This window comes from Shewanella sp. 1311, from assembly GCF_059338235.1.
This window is the reverse complement of record NZ_CM181686.1, coordinates 1,082,743-1,107,633: the sequence shown is the minus strand read 5'-3', so window position 1 is coordinate 1,107,633 and position 24,891 is coordinate 1,082,743. Positions and strand designations below refer to the sequence as shown.

Annotated in this window: 26 protein-coding genes and 4 tRNA genes; 20 read left to right on the top strand and 10 right to left on the bottom strand. The window is 45.0% G+C overall.

All coding sequences use genetic code 11. The annotated features are described in order from the left end of the window. Window positions 1–204: 204 nt before the first annotated feature. The 12 genes from AC5YB3_RS05035 to AC5YB3_RS04980 all read left to right on the top strand — a co-directional run bounded on the left by AC5YB3_RS05035 (window position 205) and on the right by AC5YB3_RS04980 (window position 10,783). Window positions 205–1,158 (top strand): YbgA family protein, encoded by a 954-nt coding sequence (locus AC5YB3_RS05035; protein WP_006082548.1) that lies wholly within the window; start codon window positions 205–207, stop codon window positions 1,156–1,158. 60 nt (window positions 1,159–1,218) lie between these two features. Further along, window positions 1,219–2,232: a MerR family transcriptional regulator gene (locus AC5YB3_RS05030; RefSeq protein ID WP_494526686.1), complete on the top strand. Its 1,014-nt coding sequence runs from the start codon at window positions 1,219–1,221 to the stop codon at window positions 2,230–2,232. Then, window positions 2,219–3,718, top strand: a complete 1,500-nt coding sequence (phrB, locus tag AC5YB3_RS05025; RefSeq protein WP_494526685.1) for a deoxyribodipyrimidine photo-lyase — start codon at window positions 2,219–2,221, stop codon at window positions 3,716–3,718. Before AC5YB3_RS05030 ends, phrB begins: the two co-directional genes overlap by 14 nt. Before the next feature lie 23 nt (window positions 3,719–3,741). Further along, the gene (locus AC5YB3_RS05020; RefSeq protein WP_107402336.1) at window positions 3,742–4,188 is read left to right on the top strand and encodes a nuclear transport factor 2 family protein; all 447 of its coding nucleotides are present in this window, start codon (window positions 3,742–3,744) and stop codon (window positions 4,186–4,188) included. Continuing rightward, window positions 4,188–4,988 (top strand): SDR family NAD(P)-dependent oxidoreductase, encoded by an 801-nt coding sequence (locus tag AC5YB3_RS05015; RefSeq protein ID WP_259510761.1) that lies wholly within the window; start codon window positions 4,188–4,190, stop codon window positions 4,986–4,988. Before AC5YB3_RS05020 ends, AC5YB3_RS05015 begins: the two co-directional genes overlap by 1 nt. Next, a complete protein-coding gene (locus tag AC5YB3_RS05010; RefSeq protein WP_494526684.1) occupies window positions 4,985–6,235 on the top strand; it encodes an NAD(P)/FAD-dependent oxidoreductase in 1,251 nt (416 codons plus the stop codon). Before AC5YB3_RS05015 ends, AC5YB3_RS05010 begins: the two co-directional genes overlap by 4 nt. After that, window positions 6,232–7,056 carry a DUF1365 domain-containing protein gene (locus AC5YB3_RS05005; RefSeq protein ID WP_494526683.1) on the top strand — a complete coding sequence of 275 codons (825 nt, stop codon included), beginning with the start codon at window positions 6,232–6,234 and terminating at the stop codon, window positions 7,054–7,056. Before AC5YB3_RS05010 ends, AC5YB3_RS05005 begins: the two co-directional genes overlap by 4 nt. 1 nt (window position 7,057) lies before the next feature. Next, window positions 7,058–8,344: a class I SAM-dependent methyltransferase gene (locus AC5YB3_RS05000; RefSeq protein WP_494526682.1), complete on the top strand. Its 1,287-nt coding sequence runs from the start codon at window positions 7,058–7,060 to the stop codon at window positions 8,342–8,344. Window positions 8,345–8,425: 81 nt separating this feature from the next. Next, window positions 8,426–9,007, top strand: coding sequence for a DUF2878 domain-containing protein (locus AC5YB3_RS04995; protein ID WP_494526681.1), 582 nt, complete (start codon window positions 8,426–8,428; stop codon window positions 9,005–9,007). Between the two features lie 86 nt (window positions 9,008–9,093). After that, window positions 9,094–9,708 (top strand): chalcone isomerase family protein, encoded by a 615-nt coding sequence (locus AC5YB3_RS04990; protein WP_494526680.1) that lies wholly within the window; start codon window positions 9,094–9,096, stop codon window positions 9,706–9,708. Further along, window positions 9,696–10,241 (top strand): DUF3833 domain-containing protein, encoded by a 546-nt coding sequence (locus tag AC5YB3_RS04985; RefSeq protein ID WP_494526679.1) that lies wholly within the window; start codon window positions 9,696–9,698, stop codon window positions 10,239–10,241. The genes AC5YB3_RS04990 and AC5YB3_RS04985 overlap by 13 nt, the downstream gene beginning before the upstream one ends. Window positions 10,242–10,552: 311 nt before the next feature. Further along, complete coding sequence (locus AC5YB3_RS04980; protein ID WP_494526678.1) at window positions 10,553–10,783, top strand: hypothetical protein; 231 nt, start codon at window positions 10,553–10,555, stop codon at window positions 10,781–10,783. Window positions 10,784–10,878: 95 nt separating this feature from the next. Here AC5YB3_RS04980 and AC5YB3_RS04975 read toward each other — a convergent pair whose 3' ends face one another. Continuing rightward, a complete protein-coding gene (locus tag AC5YB3_RS04975; protein WP_494526677.1) occupies window positions 10,879–11,223 on the bottom strand; it encodes a DUF3634 family protein in 345 nt (114 codons plus the stop codon). 152 nt (window positions 11,224–11,375) lie between these two features. Here AC5YB3_RS04975 and AC5YB3_RS04970 point away from each other — a divergent pair, with 152 nt between their 5' ends. Then, window positions 11,376–11,561 (top strand): hypothetical protein, encoded by a 186-nt coding sequence (locus AC5YB3_RS04970; RefSeq protein WP_006082535.1) that lies wholly within the window; start codon window positions 11,376–11,378, stop codon window positions 11,559–11,561. A 384-nt stretch (window positions 11,562–11,945) separates the two neighbouring features. Here AC5YB3_RS04970 and AC5YB3_RS04965 read toward each other — a convergent pair. From AC5YB3_RS04965 to AC5YB3_RS04950, 4 genes are all read right to left on the bottom strand, one after another. Continuing rightward, window positions 11,946–12,021, bottom strand: a tRNA-Thr gene (locus AC5YB3_RS04965). Window positions 12,022–12,028: 7 nt separating this feature from the next. Next, window positions 12,029–12,104 (bottom strand) — tRNA-Phe (locus AC5YB3_RS04960). 555 nt (window positions 12,105–12,659) lie between these two features. Next, a tRNA-Thr gene (locus tag AC5YB3_RS04955) sits at window positions 12,660–12,735 on the bottom strand. A 21-nt stretch (window positions 12,736–12,756) separates the two neighbouring features. Beyond that, window positions 12,757–12,832 (bottom strand) — tRNA-Phe (locus AC5YB3_RS04950). A 388-nt stretch (window positions 12,833–13,220) separates the two neighbouring features. Between AC5YB3_RS04950 and AC5YB3_RS04945 the strand changes: the two genes are divergently transcribed. After that, the gene (locus AC5YB3_RS04945) at window positions 13,221–13,772 is read left to right on the top strand and encodes a cytochrome b (RefSeq protein ID WP_259503825.1); all 552 of its coding nucleotides are present in this window, start codon (window positions 13,221–13,223) and stop codon (window positions 13,770–13,772) included. 4 nt (window positions 13,773–13,776) lie between these two features. Continuing rightward, window positions 13,777–14,352: a YceI family protein gene (locus AC5YB3_RS04940; protein ID WP_006082533.1), complete on the top strand. Its 576-nt coding sequence runs from the start codon at window positions 13,777–13,779 to the stop codon at window positions 14,350–14,352. A 77-nt stretch (window positions 14,353–14,429) separates the two neighbouring features. On the opposite strand, the gene AC5YB3_RS04935 is transcribed toward AC5YB3_RS04940, so the two are convergent. Then, window positions 14,430–14,708 carry an oxidative damage protection protein gene (locus AC5YB3_RS04935; protein WP_006082532.1) on the bottom strand — a complete coding sequence of 93 codons (279 nt, stop codon included), beginning with the start codon at window positions 14,706–14,708 and terminating at the stop codon, window positions 14,430–14,432. 2 nt (window positions 14,709–14,710) lie between these two features. Beyond that, complete coding sequence (gene mutY / locus AC5YB3_RS04930; protein ID WP_494526676.1) at window positions 14,711–15,802, bottom strand: A/G-specific adenine glycosylase; 1,092 nt, start codon at window positions 15,800–15,802, stop codon at window positions 14,711–14,713. Between the two features lie 199 nt (window positions 15,803–16,001). Between mutY and trmB the strand changes: the two genes are divergently transcribed. The 5 genes from trmB (at window position 16,002) to AC5YB3_RS04905 (ending at window position 20,407) form a co-directional block, all read left to right on the top strand. Further along, window positions 16,002–16,718: a tRNA (guanosine(46)-N7)-methyltransferase TrmB gene (trmB, locus tag AC5YB3_RS04925; protein WP_494526675.1), complete on the top strand. Its 717-nt coding sequence runs from the start codon at window positions 16,002–16,004 to the stop codon at window positions 16,716–16,718. A 53-nt stretch (window positions 16,719–16,771) separates the two neighbouring features. Beyond that, a complete protein-coding gene (locus tag AC5YB3_RS04920) occupies window positions 16,772–17,098 on the top strand; it encodes a YggL family protein (RefSeq protein WP_006082529.1) in 327 nt (108 codons plus the stop codon). After that, the gene (glsB, locus tag AC5YB3_RS04915; RefSeq protein WP_494526674.1) at window positions 17,098–18,012 is read left to right on the top strand and encodes a glutaminase B; all 915 of its coding nucleotides are present in this window, start codon (window positions 17,098–17,100) and stop codon (window positions 18,010–18,012) included. The genes AC5YB3_RS04920 and glsB overlap by 1 nt, the downstream gene beginning before the upstream one ends. Window positions 18,013–18,194: 182 nt before the next feature. Further along, window positions 18,195–19,016 (top strand): YggN family protein, encoded by an 822-nt coding sequence (locus AC5YB3_RS04910; protein ID WP_494526673.1) that lies wholly within the window; start codon window positions 18,195–18,197, stop codon window positions 19,014–19,016. A gap of 449 nt (window positions 19,017–19,465) precedes the next feature. Then, the gene (locus AC5YB3_RS04905) at window positions 19,466–20,407 is read left to right on the top strand and encodes a LysR family transcriptional regulator (protein WP_006082526.1); all 942 of its coding nucleotides are present in this window, start codon (window positions 19,466–19,468) and stop codon (window positions 20,405–20,407) included. Between the two features lie 681 nt (window positions 20,408–21,088). Here AC5YB3_RS04905 and AC5YB3_RS04900 read toward each other — a convergent pair. From AC5YB3_RS04900 to rdgB, 3 genes are all read right to left on the bottom strand, one after another. Then, window positions 21,089–22,939 (bottom strand): DUF885 domain-containing protein, encoded by a 1,851-nt coding sequence (locus AC5YB3_RS04900; RefSeq protein WP_494526672.1) that lies wholly within the window; start codon window positions 22,937–22,939, stop codon window positions 21,089–21,091. A gap of 152 nt (window positions 22,940–23,091) precedes the next feature. Next, complete coding sequence (gene hemW / locus AC5YB3_RS04895; protein WP_494526671.1) at window positions 23,092–24,258, bottom strand: radical SAM family heme chaperone HemW; 1,167 nt, start codon at window positions 24,256–24,258, stop codon at window positions 23,092–23,094. After that, the gene (gene rdgB, locus AC5YB3_RS04890) at window positions 24,258–24,875 is read right to left on the bottom strand and encodes an RdgB/HAM1 family non-canonical purine NTP pyrophosphatase (protein ID WP_011847370.1); all 618 of its coding nucleotides are present in this window, start codon (window positions 24,873–24,875) and stop codon (window positions 24,258–24,260) included. The genes hemW and rdgB overlap by 1 nt, the downstream gene beginning before the upstream one ends. Between the last annotated feature and the right edge of the window lie 16 nt (window positions 24,876–24,891).

Genomic DNA, 24,891 nt, shown 5'->3' with positions numbered 1-24,891 from the left:
AACTCAATTTAATGATGCTCGGTATTTTATTAAGCAAGTTAGAGGCCAACTCAGGCTTATGTGGGGTTTATGTGTGGTTCATTCGTGATTGATTCATCAGAAGTCACGCTTGAACAAGACTTTTAAAAAATATTTATACAAAAACTTGATCCTTGTACAACTATGGTCCGTAATTAAAGACATAGTGATACAAGGAGTCGACTTATGTACAAGTTTAACCCGCAGCGAATTCAGATTGGGATCAGTGCTTGCTTATTAGGGGAGAAGGTTCGTTTTGATGGCGGACATAAAAATTCTACCTATTGTAATCAAGAGATTAAGCAATTTTTCGATTATGTGCCTATCTGTCCAGAAATGGCGATTGGCCTAGGTGCACCCCGTAAAAGTATCCGTTTAGTCCGTGATGGTGAAACCATCTTAGTGCAGAGCGGTGACGGTAGCTTAGATGTGACCGATAAGCTTAATGAATACAGCGAAAACAAGGTTGAAGAGCTTGATTTCCTCGGTGGATACTTGCTTTGCGCTAAGTCGCCAACCTGCGGCATGGAGCGGGTGACAGAGTATAAAATTGGCACTAACAATGGCTCTAAGTCGGGGATTGGTGTATTCGCCCGTAAGTTGATGGAACGATATCCACTATTGCCCGTGGAAGAAGAAGGCCGCTTGCATGACATGGTGCTGCGGGAGAACTTTTTCACCCGCGTTTATGCCTATCACGATTGGCATCTGATGAAGCATGAAGGGCTGACTAAGCATAAGTTAGTGAAGTTTCATTCCCGCTATAAATATCTGTTAATGGCGCATAGCCCTACATGGTATCGCGAGCTTGGGCCGATAGTGGCCAATATTGAGGATCTTGAACAAAGCGCAACCCGCTACTTTGAAGGCTTTATGACGGCGCTGAAAATCAATGCGACCCGTAAAAATCATACCAGTACGCTGCAGCATATTCAGGGCTACTTTAAAAAGCATTTGAGCAAAGAGCAAAAGACAGAACTGTCTGAAGCGATTATGAAATATCGCGAAGGTTTATTGCCTCTGTTAGTGCCTATCACGCTCATAAATCATTATCTGCGGGAATTCCCAACGCCTTACATTGAAGAGCAAGTGTATTTGAATCCCCATCCTGAGGCGTTAAAGCTGCGCTATGCCTATTAGCATTGGCTTTGTTGTACTGAGTAGTTTTTAGCTTTGAATTTAGTGAGTTATTACTGATATATGAAACAAGATACCCAGTCCATAACCAACGATGAGCCCAATGATGGAGTATTACTCCCCATTGGTGAAGTGTCGGCCTTAACGGGCGTGAATGCCGTGACCTTAAGGGCATGGCAGCGCCGTTTTGGTTTAGTGATCCCTGCGCGCACGCCCAAGGGACACAGATTATATACGAGTGAAAATATTCAAGAAATCCATGAGATTAATACATGGTTAGCTAAAGGTGTTGCGATCAGTAAAGTTAAACCTTTGCTGATGAGTGCCGCCAAATCCTTGTCTATTGAAATGGTAGAAACTCAAGTTGTCGATCTGTGGGGGGAGCAAATTACTGCGCTGAATGCAGCATTGTTCGACTTCAATCAGCATAAATTGCAGCAGATATTAGACGATGCATTTGGCTTATATCCGTTTCAATTAGTGAAAGAAAAGTTACTGCAACCTTGGCTTAATCAACTCGATGACTTAGTGGATGAGCGGCTCGATGCCGAATTGATTGTCGCTTGGTTAAAAAGCGAATTACTCAGCCGAGTGGGTGGGCGTTATGCCTTTACCGGACAGGCCATTGCGGCGCGAATGGCTGTGGTGCAGTTATCCCGCGGCGCTGCCACGCAGCCTAACTCTACCCGAACTAAAAGCCTGTTTTCTTTGCTCCTATCGCTCGAGTTAGCGTCGCTTCGAGTATCGGTTATCGACCTTGGCGAGCAGGCCATAGGTAGTTTACCGCTGCTGCAGGGCAGGCTTAACGTCGATGCACTTTTGCTGATCCCTGATCCAAATCATTCGGGGTCTGAGCAGACTGAAATGCTCACTGTATTGGCACAAATGAGTTTCCCCTGCCGATTTGTTGGCCCCTTTGTACCGACGTTGACTTCCTTATCGGCTTTCTGGGCGCCTTCGATGACTGACTTTATTGGACAAATGCCGTCTCGCTCCGTGGGTAAGGTCAACAGAAGTCACAAAGGCAAAGGGAAAAGCGAGCAGGGCAATAGTGGAGAAAACAATGACATCAGTTAACGATTCAATGCCAGTAGATTCAATGCGAATAGAAGTGCAGGGCAATAATGCACTCATGTGGTTTCGCCAAGATTTACGCCTTGCCGATAATCAGGCGCTAAGTGCAGCCTGTGATTGGGCGCGGGAGAATGGCGTGGCACTTAAGGCGATTTATATCGCTACGCCAACCCAGTGGCAAAGCCATGATGTGGCGCCCATTCAGTTAGATTTTATCGAACGTCACATTAATTTACTTGCCCAAGGGCTGGCGAGTTTGGGGATTGCATTTGAATTAATTCAGTTAGATACCTTTGCCGATGTGCCAGCGTTTATCCGCAATTACTGCCAGCAGCAGGGTATTAGCCGCGTGTTTGCCGGCAGTGAGCCTGAGATTAACGAGCAACAGCGCGACCAAGCCTGTATTCAGGCGGGTATTCCTCTGGTGCTAACCGATGAGCATTGTTTGCTTAAGCCGGGCACAGTGCTGAATTTGTCCGGCGACATGTATAAGGTTTTCACTCCTTTTAGCCGTAAGTGGCGAGAAATTGCCGCCCGTCATGCCATTTTGCCGCTTCCAGTTCCGGCGCCGCTTGGACCTGTGTTGACCGAGGCAAAGCCGCATTTGTTTAACAATGTCACTAAAGTATCGAGTGAACTTTGGGCGGCGGGAGAAGGGCAGGCAAAGCGTATACTTTCTGCATTTATTCAGCAGAAAGTGCAGGATTATAAGCAAGATAGGGATTTCCCTGCCATCGATGGTACCAGTTCAATTTCACCCTATTTAGCCATTGGCGTCGTTAGCCCAAGACAATGCGTTGCCGCGTTGCTGCATGACTTCCCCGAGGTGATTGTCGACGATACTAGCCCAGCTCGTACTTGGTTAAATGAGCTTACTTGGCGTGAGTTTTATCGTCATTTGCTGGTGGCATTTCCTGACTTATCTAAAAATCATAATTTCAATCGACAAGCCGACCATGTGCAGTGGCGTAACAATCAGCAGGAGTTTGCCGCTTGGTGTGAAGGTCGTACTGGCTATCCGATTGTGGATGCGGCTATGCGCCAGCTCAATCAAACGGGTTGGATGCATAACCGTTTGCGTATGGTGGTGGCGAGTTTCCTAACTAAACATCTACTGATTGATTGGCGTTGGGGCGAGCGTTATTTCCGTCAAAAGCTCATCGATGGTGACTTGGCCGCGAATAATGGCGGCTGGCAGTGGTCAGCAGGGTGTGGCTGTGATGCCCAGCCTTATTTTCGCATTTTTAATCCTATGAGCCAGAGTGAAAAGTTTGATCCAGATGGCAGCTTCATCCGTAAGTACTTACCAGAGCTCGCATCTTGGGGAATTAAGCAATTACATCAACCCAGTACAGCGCAGACACCGTCCTTGTTTGACCAGCCGTTATTCACTAAAACGGCTTATCCGAGTGCGATTGTCGAGCACAGTGCAGCAAGAGCAAGGGCGTTAACCGTACTCGGCGTATTGAAAAAGGCCGCGGCCCAATAAATAGGATCAGGAGCAATAACCAGATGACAAACCAAGCGACGACTGAGACTAATACGCTTGTTGATGATTTTATTCAGCTTTATCAAGCCTTGAATAAAGATAACTTGCACCTGTTGGGTCAAGTTTACGACGACAGTATTAGCTTTACCGATCCTATGCATCAAATCACAGGGCTAGAGTCGTTAACTCAGTACTTCGCGAAGTTATATAAGAATGTTAAGCATATTCAGTTTGAGATCAAAGAAGTACAGCAGGATGCGAATCAAGCCGCGCTGTTTTGGCAGATGGAATATAGCCACCCTAAGTTGAATAAAGGCGGACTTATCCATGTTGATGGCATGAGCCAACTTAAATTCAACGACAAGATTTATTTTCACAGGGATTACTTCGACTTAGGGCAAATGTTGTACGAGCATTTGCCTTGCATGGGCGGGCTTATCCGCTTGCTTAAAGACAGGGCGGCTAAGTGATGGACGTTGTTAAGCCATTGAAAATTAATACCGTGCTTATTACAGGTGCAAGCTCAGGCATTGGGCTGCAACTGGCACAGGATTATTTAGCCTTAGGTTGGCACGTCATTGCCTGTGGCCGCTCCCAAGAAAGATTAGATGCGTTAGCCTTGAATGAACTCGTAGGTGCCACCTTGTTAATTTTTGATATATCCCAGCGCGACCAAGTTCAACAAGCTGGCCACGATTTAGCCGAGCTGTTGGCGAAAACCGATTGTCAGCTCGATTTGGTGGTTTTAAACGCGGGCAGTTGTGAGTATATAGACGATGCTAAGGCCTTCGATGATGTGTTATTCGAGCGCGTCGTCCATACCAATTTAATTGCGATGGGATATTGTCTCAGCGCATTTTTACCTTTAATGCCAAGGGGGTCACGTATTGGCTTAATGAGTTCCAGCGCTATTTATTTACCTTTCCCTCGCGCTGAAGCCTACGGCGCCTCTAAAGCTGGCGTGCAGTATCTCGCCTCGAGTCTCTCGCTTGATCTTGCTAAGAATGACATAGGTGTGAGCTTGATTTGCCCTGGTTTTGTTGCGACGCCACTGACCGCAAAAAATGATTTTTCTATGCCAATGCAAGTGAGTGTGCAAACCGCTTCTAAGGCAATCCGCAATGGGCTTAAAGGTGGCAAGCGCGAGATCCATTTTCCGCGACGCTTTACTTATCTATTGAAATTGATGTCGTTTCTACCTGCCTTTGTGTGGCAAAAAATGATTGCAAACGATACTCAAGCCAAGCCGCTTAAGGACAAGAGTTTATGAAAAATATCGCCATCGTCGGCACCGGCATTTCTGGATTAACCTGTGGCCATCTATTAAGCGAGTCGCACAAGGTCACAGTGTTTGAGGCCAATGACTATATCGGCGGCCATACGGCGACAGTCGATGTGGAGCACCAAGGCCAAACCTACGCTATAGACACTGGTTTTATCGTGTTTAATGACAGAACCTATCCAAGATTTGAGCGTTTATTGGCTCGCCTTAACGTCACCATATTACCGACTGAGATGAGTTTCAGCGTCCAAAATGCGCTGACAGGGCTTGAATATAACGGCCACAATTTAGGCAGTTTGTTTGCCCAAAAGCGTAACCTGCTGAATCCGCGCTTTTGGGCCTTTTTAAAAGAAATTCTACGCTTCAATAAAGGCTGTAAGACACTCTATCAAAAGGATATTTATCCTGAAGGCAACTTAGGTGATTATTTAGACAGTGAAAAATTTTCGCGCTTTTTTGCCGAGCACTATATTTTGCCCATGGGCGCGGCAATTTGGTCTTCGAGCATAGAAGATATGCGTGCGTTTTCGTTGAAGTTTTTTATTCGTTTCTTCCAGCACCATGGTTTATTAAATGTCAGTGATAGGCCTCAGTGGTATGTGCTAAAGGGCGGCTCGCGGAGCTATATTCCTGATCTTATTGCGCCCTTTAAAGACAATATTCGCCTTAACTCCCCCGTGACAGGTATTGAACGTCATGGCAATGGGGTGAAGCTAGAGGTTAACGGTGAATGGTTGGAGTTTGACGAGGTGATTTTGGCCTGTCATAGCGACCAAGCACTGCGGATGTTAAACGATCCCACGCCCACAGAACTCGCCATTTTAGGCGATCTCAGCTACCAGAATAACGATGTGGTGCTGCACATGGATACGCGCATCTTGCCTAAGCGAAAAGCGGCCTGGGCGAGTTGGAACTATCGGTTAGATGGCAATCTAAAACGCCCAGCGTCAGTGACTTACAACATGAACATACTGCAGCAGTTGCCAGCCAATGCTCCGACGTTTTGTGTCACTTTGAATCAGTCAGAGTTGATTGATGAGGCGAAAGTGATACGCCGCTTCAATTATGCCCACCCAGTGTTTAACGAAGCCAGTCTTAAGGCCCAGGGCCGCCGTGAGGAAATATCCGGTCAAAATCATACCCATTTTGCTGGAGCCTATTGGCACAATGGTTTCCATGAAGATGGCGTTCGCAGTGCACTGGATGTGTGCGCCCATTTTGGTGTCAGCCTATGACCGATGTAAATGTGACAAGCTTAAATATGACAGAGCTCAATAGCGGCATTTATTACGGCACTGTATCTCACAGCCGTTTTACGCCGATTAAACACAGCTTTAGTTATACCATGGCGCTGCTGGCGATTGACTTAGATGAAGTTGATAGGATCAGTGCCATGGGGCGAATTTTTGCCAGTCAGCGCCGCGCTTTACTGAGATTTAATCCGAAAGACTATTTAACTTCTTTTACGACTAAATCCAATAACAGCGGTGAAGTGGCAGTTGCCGATCCAAGCGCCGCGGCGCTTAAGAGTCGAGTATTGGCGCAAGTAGCGGAGTTAGGTGCTGATAAGCTGTGCGACCGAGTTATGTTTGTGGGTCAGATCCGTCATTTTGGTGTGTATTTCAGCCCAGTGAATTTCTATTTTTGTTATCAAGATCAAACGCCTTTATACATGTTGGCCGAAGTGAGTAACACGCCTTGGGATCAACGCCATTGCTATTTAGTGGATGTAGCTGCGCCCAAACCTTCTGACAAAGTGTTTCATGTTTCCCCTTTTATGACCCTAGATATGCGTTATCTCTGGCATGTGTCTGCGCCGAGGGAAGACTTAAATATTGGTATTGAAAACAAGTCGATGCAGGAAAATGGCAAAAAATTGTTTAATGCCAATCTTGTGATGAAACGTCAACCGATCACGGCGGCCAATTTACGGACGCTGTTGTTTCGCTTTCCTTTTATGACTCTCAAGATCTTCTTCGGGATTTATTGGCAAGCGCTGAAACTCTTCTTCAAACGTGTGCCCTTTGTGCCGCATCCAGCTCAGATGGAGAAATAATATGGAAAATACGGCTTCGCAAACCTCAGTCGCCACAGGAAAACTACCCGACAGTATTGCGCGTAAAGTCTTGCTTAAGGCGTTGGAAAGTCTGCCCCACGGCTGCTTGACCTTAGTTGAGGGCGATAAGAGCTATCGTTTTGGTGAAAGTCATACCGATTTACATGCCACGCTTGTGGTTAAACACCCCAGTTTTTATCGTCAAATCATGCTTTCAGGTTCCATTGGTGCCGGTGAAGCTTATATTCAAGGCCATTGGACGAGTCCAGATCTCACTAAAGTGGTGCAACTGTTTGCCCGTAATTTAGCCTTGCTCGATAGGATTGAAGCTAAGTTTTCTTGGTTAACGGGCACGATAAACCGTGTTAAGCATGTGCTGAATCGCAATTCTCAAGAGGGCTCGAAGCGTAATATTCTCGCCCATTACGATTTGGGAAATGCCATGTACGAGCAGTTTCTCGACCGTGAAATGTTGTACTCGAGTGCGCTTTATCCCCATGAGGAAGCCAGCTTGCAGGAAGCTCAGCTGTTTAAGTTGATGACTATCTGCGAACGACTCGATTTACAGCCAGGTCAAACCTTGCTTGAGATTGGTACTGGCTGGGGGGCACTGGCTATTTATGCGGCCAAGCATTATGGCGTGCACGTGACGACGACGACGATCTCAGATGCGCAATACGCCTATGCCAAAGCGCGCGTTGAACGCGAAGGACTGAGCGATAAAGTGACACTGCTGACCGAGGATTATCGCAATCTGACGGGGGAATACGACAGGGTTGTTTCTATCGAGATGATTGAAGCGGTAGGGCATGAATATTTACCGGGTTTCTTTAAAAAGCTGGAATCACTGTTAAAACCCCATGGGCGCATGCTGCTACAGGCGATAACGATTGCCGATCAACGTTACGACAGCTATCGCAAAAGTGTGGATTTTATTCAGCGCTATATTTTCCCCGGTGGCTGTTTACCTTCTGTCAGTCAAATGGTCGGTCATATTGCCAAACAGACGGATATGGTGGTCTGGTCGCTCAATGATATGGGGCTCGATTACGCTAAAACGCTGAGGCATTGGCATGAGAATTTCGATCATGCCGTGGGTGAAATCCAAACCTTAGGTTATGGCGAAGACTTTATCCGTATGTGGAAATTCTACCTAAGTTATTGTGAAGGTGGATTTTTAGAACGCACCACAAGCACAGTGCATTTAGTTGCCGTACGTCCGGACTATCGCGTTCTAGGCAATAGTCAGCCTAGCCTGGCTGTTCCTGCGACAATCCGGTTAGATTAGCCGTTGAGAGTAGTTCATTTAGATGCATCCGTTTAAATGAAATTGTCGCTGTAGTTGTAGCAAGATAAAAGTGAGGCAAAGATGAAGTCAATGTTAGCTAACTCTCGGCATCTGCCTAAACATCAGGGTTTTATTCTCTATAACGCCCTGAGTTTTCAGGCTGTGTGGTGGTCGAGTGTGCTTTGGCTTAACTTGTCAGTGCTGCTAACTATACCTTTGTTATTGTTTCACTTTATCCTGTTGTCCTCGTCGGGTAAGCGCCAGTATCGCCAAGTCGATTTACGATTAATGCTCAAGGTTGCCGCCCTAGGGATTGGCATTGACGCTGTGCTGTCGGTTTTAGGCCTGTTTGAGTTTGCTGCCTTCCCTTGGTGGCTTGGCTGTTTATGGCTGCACTTTGGCTTGAGTTTGAATCATAGCTTGGCGTTTATGCGACCCTTACCGCTGATATTGCAGGCGTTACTCGGAGGAATATTTGGCACGTTAAGCTATGTCGCGGGTGCGCAGTTTAATGCGGTGACTTTGCCCTACGGCAATGTCATTTCTGCTGTGGTGTTATTTTTTGTTTGGCTAGTCTTGTTGCCATTTTTAATCCAACTTGCTAATCCTTATGGATTTAATCGAAGCACTAAGGCTCGCTCTTTTACTGTGTTTGGGCGTTAATTATTGAAATCTAGGAATTGAAGTCCGGTTAAGTCATTTTTTAGTCAATACCTGTTGTAAGACATCATCCAGTCAAAGGGAAGCCTATGTCGTCAGTTCGTAATCGCAGCTCAAATCTTGGTTTTTCATTTTTGAATTCAAGCTACTTAAGTTTATTTGCGCTCGGTTTGTTGATTGCACCTTTAAAACCATTAGAGGCGAAAACATCTAACTTTGAAAACATTACTATCGAGCTGAATGATGCCGCAGATGTGACGCAGACTTTTCAGGAAGTAGGGCGCGGAGAAATGGATTGGCTGTGGTTTAGTTTGTATAAAGCGAGACTGATGACGGTAAATGGCCGTTATCAACAGGGGCAATATCCTTTGCTGCTAGATATTGAATATTATCGAGATATAGAGTCTGAAGATCTGTTAGAAGCGACAAAGGATCAATGGCAGCATCTAAAGTTTGCCGAAAAGGATATCCAGCGTTGGTTGAGTTTATTAACCGCCACTTGGCCAGATGTGAAGCAGGGCGACCATTTAAGTTTTAAGGTTATGGATGGGCAAACGAGTCAGTTTTTCTTTAATCATCAATCACTAGACATTATCCACGATGCTAATTTTGCTGAGGCATTTTTAGCGATTTGGTTATCGAAAGACACTAGCCGTCCGAATTTACGGGCGCAATTACTCGGAGAAAAACCATGCGATTGTTAACACGACTTATCGGTCAAAACTTATTGCTAGGCCTAATAATGATTGGGCTGCTATCGAGTTGCTCATCGGTGGAAGTGACTGACTATAAAGATACTCATCCTACACTGGTGTTGGAATCATTCTTTAATGGACCATTAAAAGCGTCTGGAATAGTGCATGACTTTAGCGGCAAAGTGATCCGTAAGTTCAATGTCACTATGGAAGCCAGTTGGCAGGGAAACGAGGGCGTCATTAATGAATGGTTTGTTTATGATGATGGCGAAACTCAAACTCGTGTGTGGCGCATTAAAGCGCTAGGGGAAGGGCGATACTCGGGAACTGCAGGTGACATTATCGGCACCGCCGATGGTCAATCCAGTGGTAGCGCGCTACGTTGGAAATACGATATGTTATTACCCGTAGATGGCGATGAATACCAAGTTCATTTCGACGATTGGATGTTCTTAGTGAATGACAATACCATTATAAATCAGAGCGATATTATTAAGTTTGGCATCACAGTCGCTCAGGTGACTTTAGTGATCCAAAAATAACATGAGCCAATTTTTGCCTAGGTTGGCTTAGCTTGGCTTAATTACATTCATCTCAGTTTGTCTTGGATTAACTAGGCCTATTATGGCTTACATGTTTATTAAGACTTAAATGTTGATTAAGACTTAACTTGAGTTAAACAGTATAGCTTGGCTAATAATCACCTTTTGTCTGCACTAAAGTATTCAGCTCAAACCAAAGTGGCTGCTAGGCATTTTTTGCTAGCGGCATAAAGTGATAAATATGAGAGTCATTTTGGTGTAACTCATTGTTTATTATTTTAATTATTCCGAGTTTAAGTTGGTATAGATAAATGATTAAAAAACACTTAGTTCTATGGGGTGCCTTGTTGAGTTTGTCGTTAACGGCTTGTTCATCTTTTGACGTTATGTTTGAGGAACAAGCTGAGACAAAAGCCGATGCTCATCAACCTGCCAGCGATCCTATGGTGCAAGATAATGAACGTCGTATTCGAGATGCGAGGGAAGATGGTCGTTTAGGATCCGATTTTTTAAAACCTAGGTATCTGGTTAAGTTTAAATAAGCAAAGTGAGTTAGGGACTCGCTGCAACCTCAATACTTAACCTTCAACAAGCATTGAGGTTTAAGTATTGAGGTTGCTAGGGGAAAGGCGAAGAACTAGCCTGCTTGACGACTGTTATCTATCGATTTGTTGTCATAATATTCAAACGGAAACAGATTACGGATTCTTTGCTTCACATTGTCACTCACGTTGGCAGAAATATGTAAGCGTACATCTCCAGATTTTTCAGCCCTAACAGTACACGTCAGTTTTTCAGCTTTAGCAATGTGGCGGCATTCCCGCTCGAATCGTTCGGGGATCTTGCCCTTATGCTGAGTCATGCGACCATCTTTAAAATGCATTTCAAAAATAGTCAGACCTTTCTTGCCACCAAATATCAGTTTGTAAACGAGAAATATACCAATAGCGACAAAAATGAGTTTGAAAATATCGGCTGTCATAACGCCTCCTATCTTATGTTTATAGGTCAAAGATACTCCTGAGTGACTTGTTTTAACAGTGCGCTAACACGCAATTTTGAATTGGCAATAAAATCATTCCCGCCTAGACTTAACAGGCTAAGGAAAAGTAACCCTCAGTTAAGGAAAACGCCATGTACTTATCAAATGCAGATCGTTGGTCATTATTGTGTAAGAAGCAAATCGATGTTATCGAAAAACTTTCTGCGCAATTCCCCGAGAGAAAAGCACATCTTAGTGAGCTCACTCAAGGGTGGCGCCATGTTCAACATCAAGTTCAAGCCGGTGATAGGCCTATGCCACTCGAGCTAATTAAATAAGCGCGAGCTGCTTGATCTGATAGTTTGTATAAGAGCCCAAAGTCACTCAATGAGTGGCTTTTTTATTGTGTGAGTATTGATGCGCTGTTTACGCAATTTATCGAGTGGCTTTTTTGTTTGTATGGTGCCGGCACTAAGAGTCGAACTCGGGACCTACTGGTATTATCGAGAGTAAGTCAGTTGCACTTTACTTTGAACTAATTCAAATTTCAGATACAACGAAGCCACTCATTGAGTGGCTTCGTTGTTTATATGGTGCCGGCACCAAGAGTCGAACTCGGGGCCTACTGGAATTATCGAGAGTAAGTTAGTTGCACTTTGCTTTGAACTAACTCAAATATTAGATACAAAAAAACCACTCATTGAGTGGTTTCGTTGTTTATATGGTGCCGGCACCAAGAGTCGAACTCGGGACCTACTGATTACAAGTCAGTTGCTCTACCAACTGAGCTATGCCGGCTAAATAGTGGTGCCCGAACCCGGAATCGAACCAGGGACACGAGGATTTTCAATCCTCTGCTCTACCGACTGAGCTATTCGGGCAACTAACTAAGCGTTAGTTAACTACTTCAAACTAAGTCTTAAAGACCTTGTTCGTTCGAAGTGCGCGTATAATATAGTGCTCGCTTTGGCTGTGCAAGCCCTTTTTAAATGACTGATTAACTATTAAACAAAAATCGAACATTTATTTGATTCTTCCACTTTACTCATATTGAGTCGCTGAAAGTTTCAGCATTTTAGTGACGATAGCCTTGCCTTTAGACTGATAAGGTTAACTTCAGTGCGCGTTTAATCTGTGTTTTAAGAAAGAAAATTAACACTTAAGGCATGCAATGTATGCGAAGGGGAGGGGAATATCGTCTGATGGCGAAGTTTAGTGAGTGTTAGGTACTTTTATCGACAGCAGATTTTGGTTTATAAGTTTGTCTGCAACTATGATTTTGAACTGGCATGAATTGAACGACCAAAAGTAGAGTTCAGGACCTACTGGTTTATCGAGAGTAAGTCAGTTGCGGTGACCAAAGGTTTTGCTGTTGCTCAAATTATTTAAATTTCAAATACAAAAAAGCCACTCATTGAGTGGCTTCGTTGTTTATATGGTGCCGGCACCAAGAGTCGAACTCGGGACCTACTGATTACAAGTCAGTTGCTCTACCAACTGAGCTATGCCGGCTAAACTTTTACTGCAAAATAATGGTGCCCGAACCCGGAATCGAACCAGGGACACGAGGATTTTCAATCCTCTGCTCTACCGACTGAGCTATTCGGGCAACTAACTAAGTGTTAGTTAACTACTTTGAACTCGTTGGCTGAGCCGTCTCGTTCGAAGTGCGGCTATATTAGCTAGTGAGTTTCACCTCTGCAAGTGCTTTTTCCCAATTAATAACTCGTTCGGCGGTTTAATGTGCATCTTGGCTGTTTTTTATCTCTTATTCTGTGAATTCAGGTCAATTTCATTCGTTGACTGTATTTTTCAAGTCAGGGGGATGCTGATGTTTACTATAGATTTGTGCTCATAAATCCTAATTTTCGGCTTACTTTCTAAAATTTAGAAAGATATGAGCGATTTTTACTGATTTTAGTTTTTAAAATTAGACTTATGATAATGAATATTATTTCATGGATGGCATGAAGAAAACGCGAATATGGAGTCGTAGTATGTTTCGAAATAGTAAGTTGGCTTATGGGATAACCGCAATTGTGACTCATTGGCTGAGTGCGATCGTCGTCATTGGGTTGTTTGCGGTAGGTGTGTGGATGGTGGAGTTAACCTACTACAGCGCGTGGTACAAGACAGCGCCACATCTACATAAGAGCGTCGGGATTTTACTCTTGGCAGTGACGTTATTCCGCTTGTTGTGGCGCTTAGTGAATCCTAAGCCCGTACCAGAGGCGAATCATAAGCCTTGGGAGAGGCAGGCGGCTCATATTGCGCATTTAGCTATTTATGTATTGCTGCTGGTGATCATGTGTGCCGGCATTCTTATTTCAACGGCAGAAGGCCGTGGAATTATGGTGTTTGACTGGTTTGAACTACCAGGATTTGGACCTTTTTTTGAAAACCAAGCTGATATAGCAGGCGATATCCACCAATACGCAGCTTATAGCTTAATCGCACTCGTGGTAATCCACGCTGCAGGTGCGTTAAAGCATCACTTTATCGATAAAGACGCAACTTTACTCAAAATGATTAAATTTAATCGAGGATAACACAATGAAAAAGCAACTGTTAAGCGCACTGATTGGTGCATCTCTATTGGCTCCGATGGCGGCTTCAGCGGCGGACTATGTTATTGACCGTGAAGGAGCACATGCCTCTATTACTTTCAAAGTGAGTCACTTAGGTTATAGCTATGTCGTTGGCCGCTTTAATGATTTTAGCGGCGACTTTAGCTATGACGCGGCTAAACCCACTGCGGCTAAAGTGAATGTGACTGTAAATACGCTCAGTGTAGATTCAAACCACGCCGAGCGTGATAAGCATATTCGTAGCGCCGATTTCCTTAACACGAGTAAGTTTGCGCAAGCAACGTTTACCTCAACCACAGTTGAAGATAAAGGTAATGGCGACTTAGTGATTAACGGCAACTTAACCTTAAATGGTGTCACTAAGCCATTAGCGATCAATGCCCATGCAGTGGGCGAAGGTCAAGATCCTTGGGGTGGCTACCGTGCAGGTTTTACGGGCACAACCACGTTTGCGATGAAAGATTTCGGTATCAAAATGGATTTAGGCCCAGCGTCTAGCCATGTTGAGTTAGATCTTGTGGTTGAAGGCGTGCGTAAGTAACGCTCAGTTATTCTTCACGAGATTAATAAACAAAAAGCGCCGAAAGGCGCTTTTTGTCGTTAAGTGAACGACAAGAATTAATCTTGGTCTTTTTCAGGCACAAAACCTTCAATTTCTACTTCTTTACCTTCAAAGAGGAAAGAGGTCATTTGTTCTTCAAGAAACTTACGATCATCAACATTCATCATGTTGAGTTTCTTTTCGTTGATCAGCATGGTTTGCTTTTTTTGCCATAGGCCCCAAGCTTCTTTGCTGATGTTATCAAAAATGCGCTTACCTAAATCACCTGGATACAGTTGAAAGTCTAGGCCGTCGGCTTCTTTATTTAAATATACGCAATTGACTGTACGCGCCATGATTATTCCTTACTGACTGCGGATTGAACGAGTGATCCCAAATTGGCTAGCACGCGCTCGGTGGCGGCGGCGAGTCCCACTTTGGAAGGATGACTTATGTTATACCAGAGAGACTGGTTTTGTTCCATGACAGCGCCCACGCTCTCTTTATTGCCGTGGGTGTTATCTAAATTAAGCATCATGGGCTGAATATCTAAATGGAAGTGGCTAAACGTGTGCCTAAAGCCAGTTAGCCATTCGAGTGGCTGCGCAGCAAACCCTTGCTCTTCGAGGTGGGTTTCAAGTGCGGCTTGGGTGGCAAACTCAGGGAAACACCAAAGTCCGCCCCAAATTCCCGCTGGCGGACGTTTAGCTAAAAACACTTGATTGTCTTGCATTAGCACTAACATCCACGCCGCTTTGGTCGGTATGATTTTTTTAGGCTTCTTGCCGGGGAAATCGGTTTGTCTGCCAATCAGCTGAGCTTTGCAATCAATCGCCACAGGGCAAGCGGCGCAGTTAGGTTTGCTACGAGTACAAATACTGGCGCCGATATCCATCATGGCTTGATTATATTTCTGAATTTCTTGCTGCGGCGTATACGTGTCAGTTAGCTGCCAAAGCTGCGCTTCGACCGTTTTTTGCCCCGGCCAACCTGCTATAGCGCCGTGTCTTGCTAACACGCGTTTGACGTTACCGTCGAGGATTGGGTGATGCTGCCCAAGTGACAGTGACAATACCGCGCCTGCCGTTGAGCGGCCAATGCCAGGCAGCGCAAGAACTTGCTCAAAATCCGTTGGAAATAATCCCTGATAATCGTCGCGGATCTTCTTGGCTGCTTTATGCAGATTACGCGCTCTAGCGTAATACCCAAGGCCGGTCCAATGATGCAACACCTCATCATCTGGCGCGTTAGCAAGTGCTAACACATCGGGGAAACGCGCCATAAATTTAAGGTAATAGGGAATAACAGTCGCAACCTGAGTTTGTTGCAGCATGATTTCAGAAACCCATACGCTATATGGGGTTTTATCTTGCTGCCAAGGTAGGGTTTTACGACCGTGATTGTCGTACCAAGAGACGATACGTGTAGCGAAGGAGGCTGTAGATTTCATCGGCGCAGTGTAGCGGCAGTTATCTTCTTAGACAAGCTCAAAGACAAGGGGATTAGGGCTAAAAAGCCGAAAATCACTGCTAAATTCGCACTCTCAAATAATCTTGGTATACTTTCGCCCCATTAGTGCTTGCACTGTATGTTGAACTTTGGATAATGCCTTTCTTTTATGATAGTGCTGTCCACTAGACGAGGCAAAAATGAGCGAAGTCACTACCGCTGAATTTAATGAAGAAGGCAAGTATCTGCGTAAGATCAGAAGCTTTGTCCTAAGAGAAGGTCGCTTAACTAAAGGCCAAGCCCAGGCTATTGAAAGCCAGTGGCCAACAATGGGGTTAGATTACAGCCCAACGCCATTGGTTCTGAGCGACGTTTTTGGCCGTGAAGCCGATACTGTGCTGGAAATAGGCTTTGGCATGGGCGCCTCTTTAGTGCAAATGGCTAAAGACGCACCAGAGCAAAATTTTATTGGTATTGAAGTGCATAAACCGGGTGTCGGTTCTTGCTTAAGCGATGCAGCCATCGCGGGTGTGACTAATTTACGTGTGTATCATCATGATGCCATGGAAGTATTAGAACATGCGATTGCCGACGGTTCATTAGCCCGAATGCAATTGTTTTTCCCCGATCCTTGGCATAAGAAACGTCATCATAAGCGTCGTATCGTGCAAGCTGAATTTGCTGAACTGATCCGCCGCAAGCTAAAAATTGGCGGCGTGTTCCATATGGCAACTGATTGGGAAGAATACAGTGAGCATATGTTGGAAGTGATGCAAGCGGCTCCTGGTTATCAAAACCAGTCGAGTGACGGCACTGTGGTGCCACGTCCTGATCATCGCCCACTGACAAAGTTTGAAGCCCGCGGCCATAGATTGGGTCACGGTGTATGGGATCTGATGTTTGAGCGTATCGCTTAATCTAGATATTTCAATTGATTAATTAGTTTTTTAACACAACGGGGAAAGTCACTATGGCAACTAATCGTAGCCGTCGTTTACGTAAGAAAATGCGCGTTGATGAATTCCAAGAGTTAGGTTTTGATATGGCTTGGACTTTTGATGCATCAGTATCAGAAGCCGATATCGATGCAACAGTGGATAAATTCATCGATGAAGTGATCGAAACCCGTAAGTTAGGTTTCCATGGCGGCGGTCACATCGAATGGGAAGGCATTATCGCAACCCAAACGATCGGCAAATGTACCGAAGAAGATATTGCTGCAGTTAAGGCATTCTGGGCGAACCAAAAAGTTTCTCAGGTTGAAGTTAGCGAACTGTACGACATTTGGTGGGGTTAATGCCCGAGTTGGCATTACTTGAGGAGGTGGTCGAGAAAGTTCGACCCTTGCTCGGCCAAGGAAAGGTTGCAGATTACATCCCCGCACTGGCCAGCGTTGATGCTGGTAAATTAGGCATTGCCGTCACAACCGTTGATGGTGAAACCTTAGGTGCGGGCGATTACCTTGAGCCGTTTTCGATTCAAAGTATCTCCAAAGTTTTCAGCTTAACCTTAGCGTTAACTTTATATGAAGAGGCCGAAATTTGGAGCCGAGTTGGCAAAGAACCTTCGGGCCATTCATTCAACTCTTTAGTACAAGTCGAGTTAGAACGTGGCAAGCCGCGTAATCCATTTATCAATGCTGGCGCGTTAGTGATTGCTGACTTATTGCAGAGTCGTTTAGGTGCACCTAAACACAGAATGCTCGAGTTAGTCAGGCAACTAAGCCAAAACGATAAAGTGTGTTTCGACAAACAAGTGGCCGACTCCGAATATCTGCACAGTGCGCGTAATGCGGCGATTGCTTATTTGATGAAGTCGTTTGGTAATTTTCAAGGCGATGTCGATACTGTGCTGCGCACGTATTTTCATTACTGCGCCTTAAAGATGAATTGTGCTGACTTGTCTAAGGCCATGTTGTACTTGGCTAATCGCGGCAAAAGCATTACGGGGACTGAGCTTATTTCTCAGGTGCAAACTCGGCAGCTTAATGCCCTGTTGGCGACCTCGGGCCTATACGATGGTGCAGGTGAGTTTGCCTATCGTGTTGGTATGCCAGGTAAAAGTGGCGTCGGTGGTGGCATCATTGCCGTTATTCCCGGGGAACTGTCGATTTGTGTTTGGTCGCCAGAACTTGATGGCAATGGCAATTCACTTGCAGGCACTGCCATGCTTGAGCACTTAAGTCAGCGTCTTGGCCGATCTATTTTCTAGCTTTACCTCTCGTTTTTATTAGCACTATCAGACTAAAAGTTAGCGAATTTCGCTAATGACCTTTTAGTGCTAACTTTCCTAAATCCAATATAATCATATTGTTATAAAGTTGGCACGTCTCCTGCTTTAAGCTATTCAGTAGTTTAGGTTTATCGAATTATTCAGATTAAAGGACGAGCAACATGAAATTAAATAAGCTATTAACTGGATTTGCCTTATCCGGCGTGATTCTAGGGGCATCTGGCCTACAGTTGGCGCAAGCGCAAACAGAGCCTAAAGTCGATGACCGCTGTGAAGTCTCTTTAAATTATGACGTTATGGTTGAGCCTAAAAAATTAGTCATGAGCGAGAAGGGCACAGAAAAGTATCGCATCGAAGTCGATAAGTTATTTGTTGAGGGCAAACAAGTAAACTTAACCGATAAGCAAAAAAAGTTAGTGACTCAATATGCCGATGAAGTGTCGACGCAAGTGCCTGAAGTGATTGAAGTCGTGAACGAGGCCGTCGCATTAGCGTCCCAAGCGGTGAGCATGGCGTTAACCCCTTTAATGGGCGATGCGGCCGGTGCTAAATTCGATGAAATGATGGCAGGTGTCCAAAAGCGCGTTGATTCAGTGGCCTACCGTCATGGCGATAGTTTCTATCTAGGCGCGACGGAAGACTCGATTCAGAACACCTTTAACGACGAATTCGAGCAGGAAATGGAGCAAATTGTTCAGAACTCAGTCGGTACTATTATGATGACCATAGGTGGCCAAATCATGTCGGGTGACGGTGATAGTTTTGAAGCCAAAATGGATTCCTTCTCTAAGAAAATGGACAACTTAGGCCAAGATATTGAGCAACAAATTGAGAGTCAATCTAAGGGACTGGAAGCTAAGGCTGATCGTTTATGCGACCGATTTGAAAATCTGTTAGTGCTTGAAAATCAATTACGCCAAGAAGTACCAGAACTCGCGCCTTATGCGTTGACACAAAACTCAACCAAGGAGCTGCGTGAATAGTTCTTGTTAATCGTCCTTACTAATAGTTTTTGTGAATAGCCCTGAGTTTTAACTGCAATAACTTCTATCTCCTTGTGCATGAGTCAAATTTGAATGCTACGCCCCTAGTCAATTTATCGCCTAGGGGCTTTTTTATTGGCTAATTCTTAGTGGCGAAAGCTATGAGGATAAAGTCGATGTGGCTTGTAGGCTAGGCTTGCAGCGATTTAGTTCGGAATGTTACAGTCTAGAGACGAATATTTGGTATACTCTTAAAATATAATTAAAAGCTGGCATATCAGTCAGATATAACACCCTACTTTAGTGGACTTTTTCGGTCTAAATCTCTGCGTTATATCACTTTAATGCGAGATATCAATGCTATGGTTATTTTTAAGCGATGATTACGCTAACCACTGCTACTCACCGAAAGTTAATATCATTGTCGTAAACAGCTTAAGGCGACTTCCATGTTAGAACTGTTAGAACCTATTGCGATTTTTACTCATGTGGCCAGAGCTGGTAGTTTTAGTGCCGCCGCAAGAAGGCTTGGGATCTCTAAGTCTAAGGTCAGTACACAAGTCGCCGATCTTGAACATAGACTTGGTGTTCAATTAATCCAACGTACCACCCGTAGCTTAAGTCTGACTGAAGCAGGGCATTTGCTGTATCTGCAAGGTGAAGAATTGCTGCGTGACGCTGAACAAGCGATAGCCAGCGTGCATAACTTAAATGATGCAACTCGCGGCGTGCTCAAGGTGGGGATTTCCCAATCCTTTGGGGTGATGCATATCATTCCTGCACTGCCATCCTTTATGGCAAAACATCCTGAGCTTGAGCTACAAGTGAGCTTACTGGACCATAAAGTAGATGTAGTGAGTGAAGGCTTAGATTTACTGTTAACTATGTCGGAGCAATTACCGCTTGGGATGGTTGCTAGACCTCTGATGAAGTGCCAATTCCTGTTAGTTGCTTCTCCAGGCTATATTGCTCAACATGGCGAACCAACTCGACCTGAGCAGTTAGTTGACCACAATTGTTTGGTCTATCAAGGCGAGTGGCACGAGCACAGCATGTGGCAATTTAAGAAGGGTGATGATTACTGTGAAATTGGCGTATCGGGCAATTTCAGGGTAGATAACGCGCCAGCATTAAAATCTGCTGCAATCAGTGGTCTTGGGGTTGTGTATCTTGCAAGTTATTTGATGGAAGATGAAATTGCCAAGGGAACATTAGTGCCTTTACTGAAGGATTGGCAATTGACCCACCATCTGCCATTGCAGGCAGTTTATCCCCGTCGTAAGCACTTAGCACCTAAGGTCAGTTCTTTTATCGAGTTCATCAAAGATCACATAGGAACGCCGCCGTATTGGGATGCACCCTATGTCGAATTATTTAGTAAACGTCAGTAAAATGGGAAACATTGTTCTCAAAACCAGTTCTATGTGATTTCAAATTAACCAAGCACTTTTATGGCTATTTAAAATCAATGCTTTAGATTGAGTTGATGAGTACATTTGCTGATGATTTTTTAGGGTGTTCTAAAGCACTTTTTTATAACATCCTTGAACTCTGTTCTTAATTGAATACAATGGTAACAGTTGATTCGGAATGACCTGAGTCCTATACGTTTATTGGAAATGACCCCTTTCAATTTTTGTGTACAGGTCGGCATTAATGCAGTTTTGGATCACAGCCAACAGAAGTTTGAGAACTAAAACAATGTTGGCTCTTTAAACCATCATCCTAGTTTTTGGTTTACCTCAGCCTTATCGCTGAGGTAATTTTTTATTGATGGTTTGTGCAGCCTTGGGCACAAGTTTTGTCTCCCTGTACCCTAAAGTCGCAACTGTGTGTTAAGTGATGTGAAGGCGAGTGCTAAAGCATAAATTAATACAACAAATATAGTGACCCACAGTGAGAAGGGTTCTGTTATCTAACGGGATAATGGTACCAATAAAAAAGCCACTTTCGAGTGGCTTTTTTATTGAGCGTAGCTTAAGACTTTCATCGATGTCGCTTTAGTCGTGAAGCAGGTTAACAATGCTTCACGGCTAGGCATTAAGGCATTAAGGCATTAAAACATCAGGGTATTAGGCCTTCTTCTTGCTGGCTATCCAGAGATCGACTTGTTGCTCTAACACATCCAGCGGTAATGCGCCGTTAGCAAGTACTAGCGTATGGAAGTCGCGGATATCAAATTGACTGCCAAGCTGTTGTTCTGCTTTATGTCTGAGTTCCAGCAGCTTAATCATGCCCACTTTATAGGCTGTCGCTTGCGATGGCATAACGATATGGCGTTCAACCATTTTCACCGCATCCGATTTAGCATTGGGCGTATTATCCACGTAATAGGCAATGCCTTGCTCGCGGGTCCACTTTTTAGCGTGGATACCAGTATCAACGACTAAGCGACATGCACGCCATAGCTCCATTGCTAGACGACCAAAGTCAGAATAGGGATCGGCGTAGAGTCCCATTTCTTTCGGGAAAGATTCGCTATATAAACCCCAGCCCTCGATATACGCGGTATAGCCACCAAACTTGCGGAACTTAGGAATATTTTGCAGCTCTTGGGAAATGGCGATCTGCATATGATGACCCGGAATACCTTCGTGGTAGGCCAGTGCCTCCATTTGGTATTTCGGCATGGCTTTCATGTCATATAGGTTTGCATAGTAGCTACCTGGACGCGAACCATCTGGTGCCGGTTGCTCATAGAAGGCTTTGCCCGCGGATTTTTCTCTAAAGGCTTCAACCTGTTTCACTATCATGGCGGCCTTAGGTTTTACTTTGAACACTTCATCTAAGCGCGATTTCATATTGTCGATGAGCTTAGTCGCCTCAGCTAAATAGGCGGCTTTGCCTTCGGCGGTATTGGGGTAGTAGAACTGGGGATCGTCACGCATGAAGCTAAAGAATTGCTGTAAATCGCCTTTAAAATTGACCTTCTTCATAATGGCGCGCATTTCGTTATGAATACGTTCCACCTCAGAAAGGCCTAAGTCATGGATTTGATCGGCGGTCATGTTTGTCGTGGTAGTACGGGCTAAGGCATTATTGTAAAAGGCGGCGCCGTTAGGGAGCTTCCACGCACCATCACGGTCGTCTGCTTTGGTTGCTAAGGTTTTGATGTAACTGATGAGCTTGTTATAGGCGGGCTCGACTTGAGTCACTAGTGCTTGCTCAGCCTGTTTAAGCAGTGCTTGCTTTTCCGTTTCTTGAATCGCTAATGCGTTCACTTTACGGCGAAAATCTGCGAGTAGCGCGCTGTCGTCGCCCTTATCAAAAGGGGCTCCTTTGATGATGTTTTGGCTGTCTGAAATGACATAAGCGAACACAAACTTAGGCGCAATAATGCCTTTATCTGCGCGGACTTCTAACACTGTCTGTAATTGACTTAAACGTTTAGGCACGCCATTCAAGCGGCTGATATAGGCCTTGGCATCGCTGACATCTGTAATTTGATGTTGGTTAATCAAGAAGGAGGCGATCATAGAGTGGCCGCCATACATCTGATTCACAGGGTAATTATGGTAGCGCCATTGGTCATCTTCGATGTCATTTTGCAGATTTTGTTTGAGTAAGGTGAGGCTGAGGTTTGTTTGTGGATCGAGTTTGGCCGCATCAATCAGATTGACCTGCGCCAGTTGTTTTTTCGTGCGCGCTAGGGCTTTATCATCGGCGGCATCACCCAGTTCATCCCATTTATCATAGTCTTGCTTGATCCCCATATAGGTTTGCGAAATGGGGCTCGCCATGATGTTTTCCATGAAGAGGGTTTCGAACAACGCATTGGCTTTGTCTGACTCGGTTTGCACCACTGCATTCACAGGTTCGCTTGCACTGTGAAAGGCTGGCGAAGTTGATGCTGCATACGCGGGAATGGTCAGCAGAGCTGAAAGGGTCAGTGCGACTAAGCTGATTTTAGTTTTTATTGGCATGATCAGGCTTCCTGGATTGAGTTGCATTAATTCTAAAGAAGCTGGACAAGAATGTATGGATATTAATGTTAGAAAATGTGTTAGCAGTAATAGTATTAAACTGCACTATTTACCACTAACACATTATTTATATAGCTATTTTAACGGCAGTATTAGCAGAATTGTGTCAGTAAATCATTAACAAACATGTGACCTTTACTGGTTAATTGCCAATGTTCAGCGGATTCTGTGAGTAAACCGCGTTGTTTGGCCTTTTCCATTCCTTCGGTCAATGTGTCTCTGTGTTGTCCGGTACGCAGTTCAAATTCTTGCTTAGGGATAGGTGTCATCAGTCGCAGGCGATTCATTAAATATTCAAGCGCGCGATCTTCCTCTGCCACATCAATCGATTCGAAGGTGTAGTTGCTGGCACTCAGATATCCCTTGGGATGTTTAATTTTTATCGTGCGTATAATGCGGTTTTCTTCTGGCAGCGTCACTTTACCGTGGGCGCCACAGCCTATGCCTAGATAATCACCAAACTGCCAGTAGTTGAGATTGTGCTTACATTGGTAACCGGGTTTCGCATAAGCGGATATTTCGTATTGCTCATACCCTAATGCGGCCAGCTTTTGTTGACCTTGCTCATAGATATGCCAGAGCGCTTCGTCATCGGGCAACTGCGGCGGTTTTGAGTGGAATAGGGTGTTGGGCTCAATTGTTAACTGATACCAAGACAGGTGGGGCGGATTGAGCGCCGCTGCCGTGTCGATATCAGCCATGGCTTCAGCAAAACTTTGGTTGGGTAATCCATGCATTAAATCGAGGTTAAAACTCAAGTATCCCGCTTGGCTGGCTTTTTGAGCGGCGACTTGTGCCTCGTTTTGATCGTGAATACGTCCAAGTAAGTTGAGCTTATCCTTAGAAAAACTCTGCACACCGATAGATAAACGAGTGACACCGGCTGCGCGATAGGCACTAAAGTCATCGTGTTCCAAGGTGCCAGGGTTGGCTTCCATGGTGATTTCGATATTGTCACTAAAGGGGATTAGCGCATTGGCACCATCGAGTATGCGTTTGATTTGCAAAGCATCGAATAAGGATGGTGTGCCGCCACCGATAAAGATGGTATGGATTTGCCGCCCTTGGACGAGATGTAAGTCTTGGCGTAAGTCTTCCAGTAGCGCAGCAACATAGGCTTCCTGTGGCAGCTCACCATTTTGGCCATGGGAGTTAAAGTCGCAGTAAGGACACTTTTGTACGCACCAAGGAATATGGATATACAGACTGAGTGGCGGCAGTTCGAGCTTCATCGCAGTAGTCACGGCAGTTGGCGACATTATTGTGCATTCCCGCCAGTTAACACGCCTTGGGCTTGCATGGCGGCGATGAGTTGCACTAGGGCTTTACCACGATGGCTTAAGGCATTTTTCTCGTTGCTGCTCAGCTCCGCCGCGCTACATTGATAATTTTCAGGGATAAAAATCGGATCGTAACCATGGCCATTGTCGCCACGTTGGTTAAAGTCGATTTGGCCTTCCCATGCGGCTTGGCAAATAATTGGGGTTGGATCTTTAGCGTGGCGCATATATACCAGCACGCATTGGAATCTTGCACTGCGAGGTGCTGGCTGGTCTTTTAATGTCTCAAGTAGTTTCAATACGTTGTCTTGATCTTTGGCATTCTCTCCCGCGTAACGCGCTGAATAAATGCCGGGAGCGCCTTGGAGTAAATCTACTTCTAAACCTGAATCATCGGCAATGGCCGCAAGTCCGGTAATTTCGGCAGCGTGCCTGGCTTTGATAATGGCATTTTCGACAAAAGTGGTGCCCGTTTCGGCCACTTCGCTGACATTAAATTGGCTCTGCGGCAGTACAGTGACACCGTAGCTGGCGAGCATTTGATCGAATTCGGCGAGTTTGCCTTTGTTGCCACTGGCGAGGACGATTTGTTGCATGGAACACCTATATCAT

Coding starts and splice junctions, on each gene's coding strand:
- AC5YB3_RS05035 (WP_006082548.1), top strand. CDS start 205: ATGTACAAGTTTAACCCGCAGCGAATTCAGATTGGGATCAGTGCTTGC.
- AC5YB3_RS05030 (WP_494526686.1), top strand. CDS start 1,219: ATGAAACAAGATACCCAGTCCATAACCAACGATGAGCCCAATGATGGA.
- phrB (WP_494526685.1), top strand. CDS start 2,219: ATGACATCAGTTAACGATTCAATGCCAGTAGATTCAATGCGAATAGAA.
- AC5YB3_RS05020 (WP_107402336.1), top strand. CDS start 3,742: ATGACAAACCAAGCGACGACTGAGACTAATACGCTTGTTGATGATTTT.
- AC5YB3_RS05015 (WP_259510761.1), top strand. CDS start 4,188: ATGGACGTTGTTAAGCCATTGAAAATTAATACCGTGCTTATTACAGGT.
- AC5YB3_RS05010 (WP_494526684.1), top strand. CDS start 4,985: ATGAAAAATATCGCCATCGTCGGCACCGGCATTTCTGGATTAACCTGT.
- AC5YB3_RS05005 (WP_494526683.1), top strand. CDS start 6,232: ATGACCGATGTAAATGTGACAAGCTTAAATATGACAGAGCTCAATAGC.
- AC5YB3_RS05000 (WP_494526682.1), top strand. CDS start 7,058: ATGGAAAATACGGCTTCGCAAACCTCAGTCGCCACAGGAAAACTACCC.
- AC5YB3_RS04995 (WP_494526681.1), top strand. CDS start 8,426: ATGAAGTCAATGTTAGCTAACTCTCGGCATCTGCCTAAACATCAGGGT.
- AC5YB3_RS04990 (WP_494526680.1), top strand. CDS start 9,094: ATGTCGTCAGTTCGTAATCGCAGCTCAAATCTTGGTTTTTCATTTTTG.
- AC5YB3_RS04985 (WP_494526679.1), top strand. CDS start 9,696: ATGCGATTGTTAACACGACTTATCGGTCAAAACTTATTGCTAGGCCTA.
- AC5YB3_RS04980 (WP_494526678.1), top strand. CDS start 10,553: ATGATTAAAAAACACTTAGTTCTATGGGGTGCCTTGTTGAGTTTGTCG.
- AC5YB3_RS04975 (WP_494526677.1), bottom strand. CDS start 11,223: ATGACAGCCGATATTTTCAAACTCATTTTTGTCGCTATTGGTATATTT.
- AC5YB3_RS04970 (WP_006082535.1), top strand. CDS start 11,376: ATGTACTTATCAAATGCAGATCGTTGGTCATTATTGTGTAAGAAGCAA.
- AC5YB3_RS04945 (WP_259503825.1), top strand. CDS start 13,221: ATGTTTCGAAATAGTAAGTTGGCTTATGGGATAACCGCAATTGTGACT.
- AC5YB3_RS04940 (WP_006082533.1), top strand. CDS start 13,777: ATGAAAAAGCAACTGTTAAGCGCACTGATTGGTGCATCTCTATTGGCT.
- AC5YB3_RS04935 (WP_006082532.1), bottom strand. CDS start 14,708: ATGGCGCGTACAGTCAATTGCGTATATTTAAATAAAGAAGCCGACGGC.
- mutY (WP_494526676.1), bottom strand. CDS start 15,802: ATGAAATCTACAGCCTCCTTCGCTACACGTATCGTCTCTTGGTACGAC.
- trmB (WP_494526675.1), top strand. CDS start 16,002: ATGAGCGAAGTCACTACCGCTGAATTTAATGAAGAAGGCAAGTATCTG.
- AC5YB3_RS04920 (WP_006082529.1), top strand. CDS start 16,772: ATGGCAACTAATCGTAGCCGTCGTTTACGTAAGAAAATGCGCGTTGAT.
- glsB (WP_494526674.1), top strand. CDS start 17,098: ATGCCCGAGTTGGCATTACTTGAGGAGGTGGTCGAGAAAGTTCGACCC.
- AC5YB3_RS04910 (WP_494526673.1), top strand. CDS start 18,195: ATGAAATTAAATAAGCTATTAACTGGATTTGCCTTATCCGGCGTGATT.
- AC5YB3_RS04905 (WP_006082526.1), top strand. CDS start 19,466: ATGTTAGAACTGTTAGAACCTATTGCGATTTTTACTCATGTGGCCAGA.
- AC5YB3_RS04900 (WP_494526672.1), bottom strand. CDS start 22,939: ATGCCAATAAAAACTAAAATCAGCTTAGTCGCACTGACCCTTTCAGCT.
- hemW (WP_494526671.1), bottom strand. CDS start 24,258: ATGTCGCCAACTGCCGTGACTACTGCGATGAAGCTCGAACTGCCGCCA.
- rdgB (WP_011847370.1), bottom strand. CDS start 24,875: ATGCAACAAATCGTCCTCGCCAGTGGCAACAAAGGCAAACTCGCCGAA.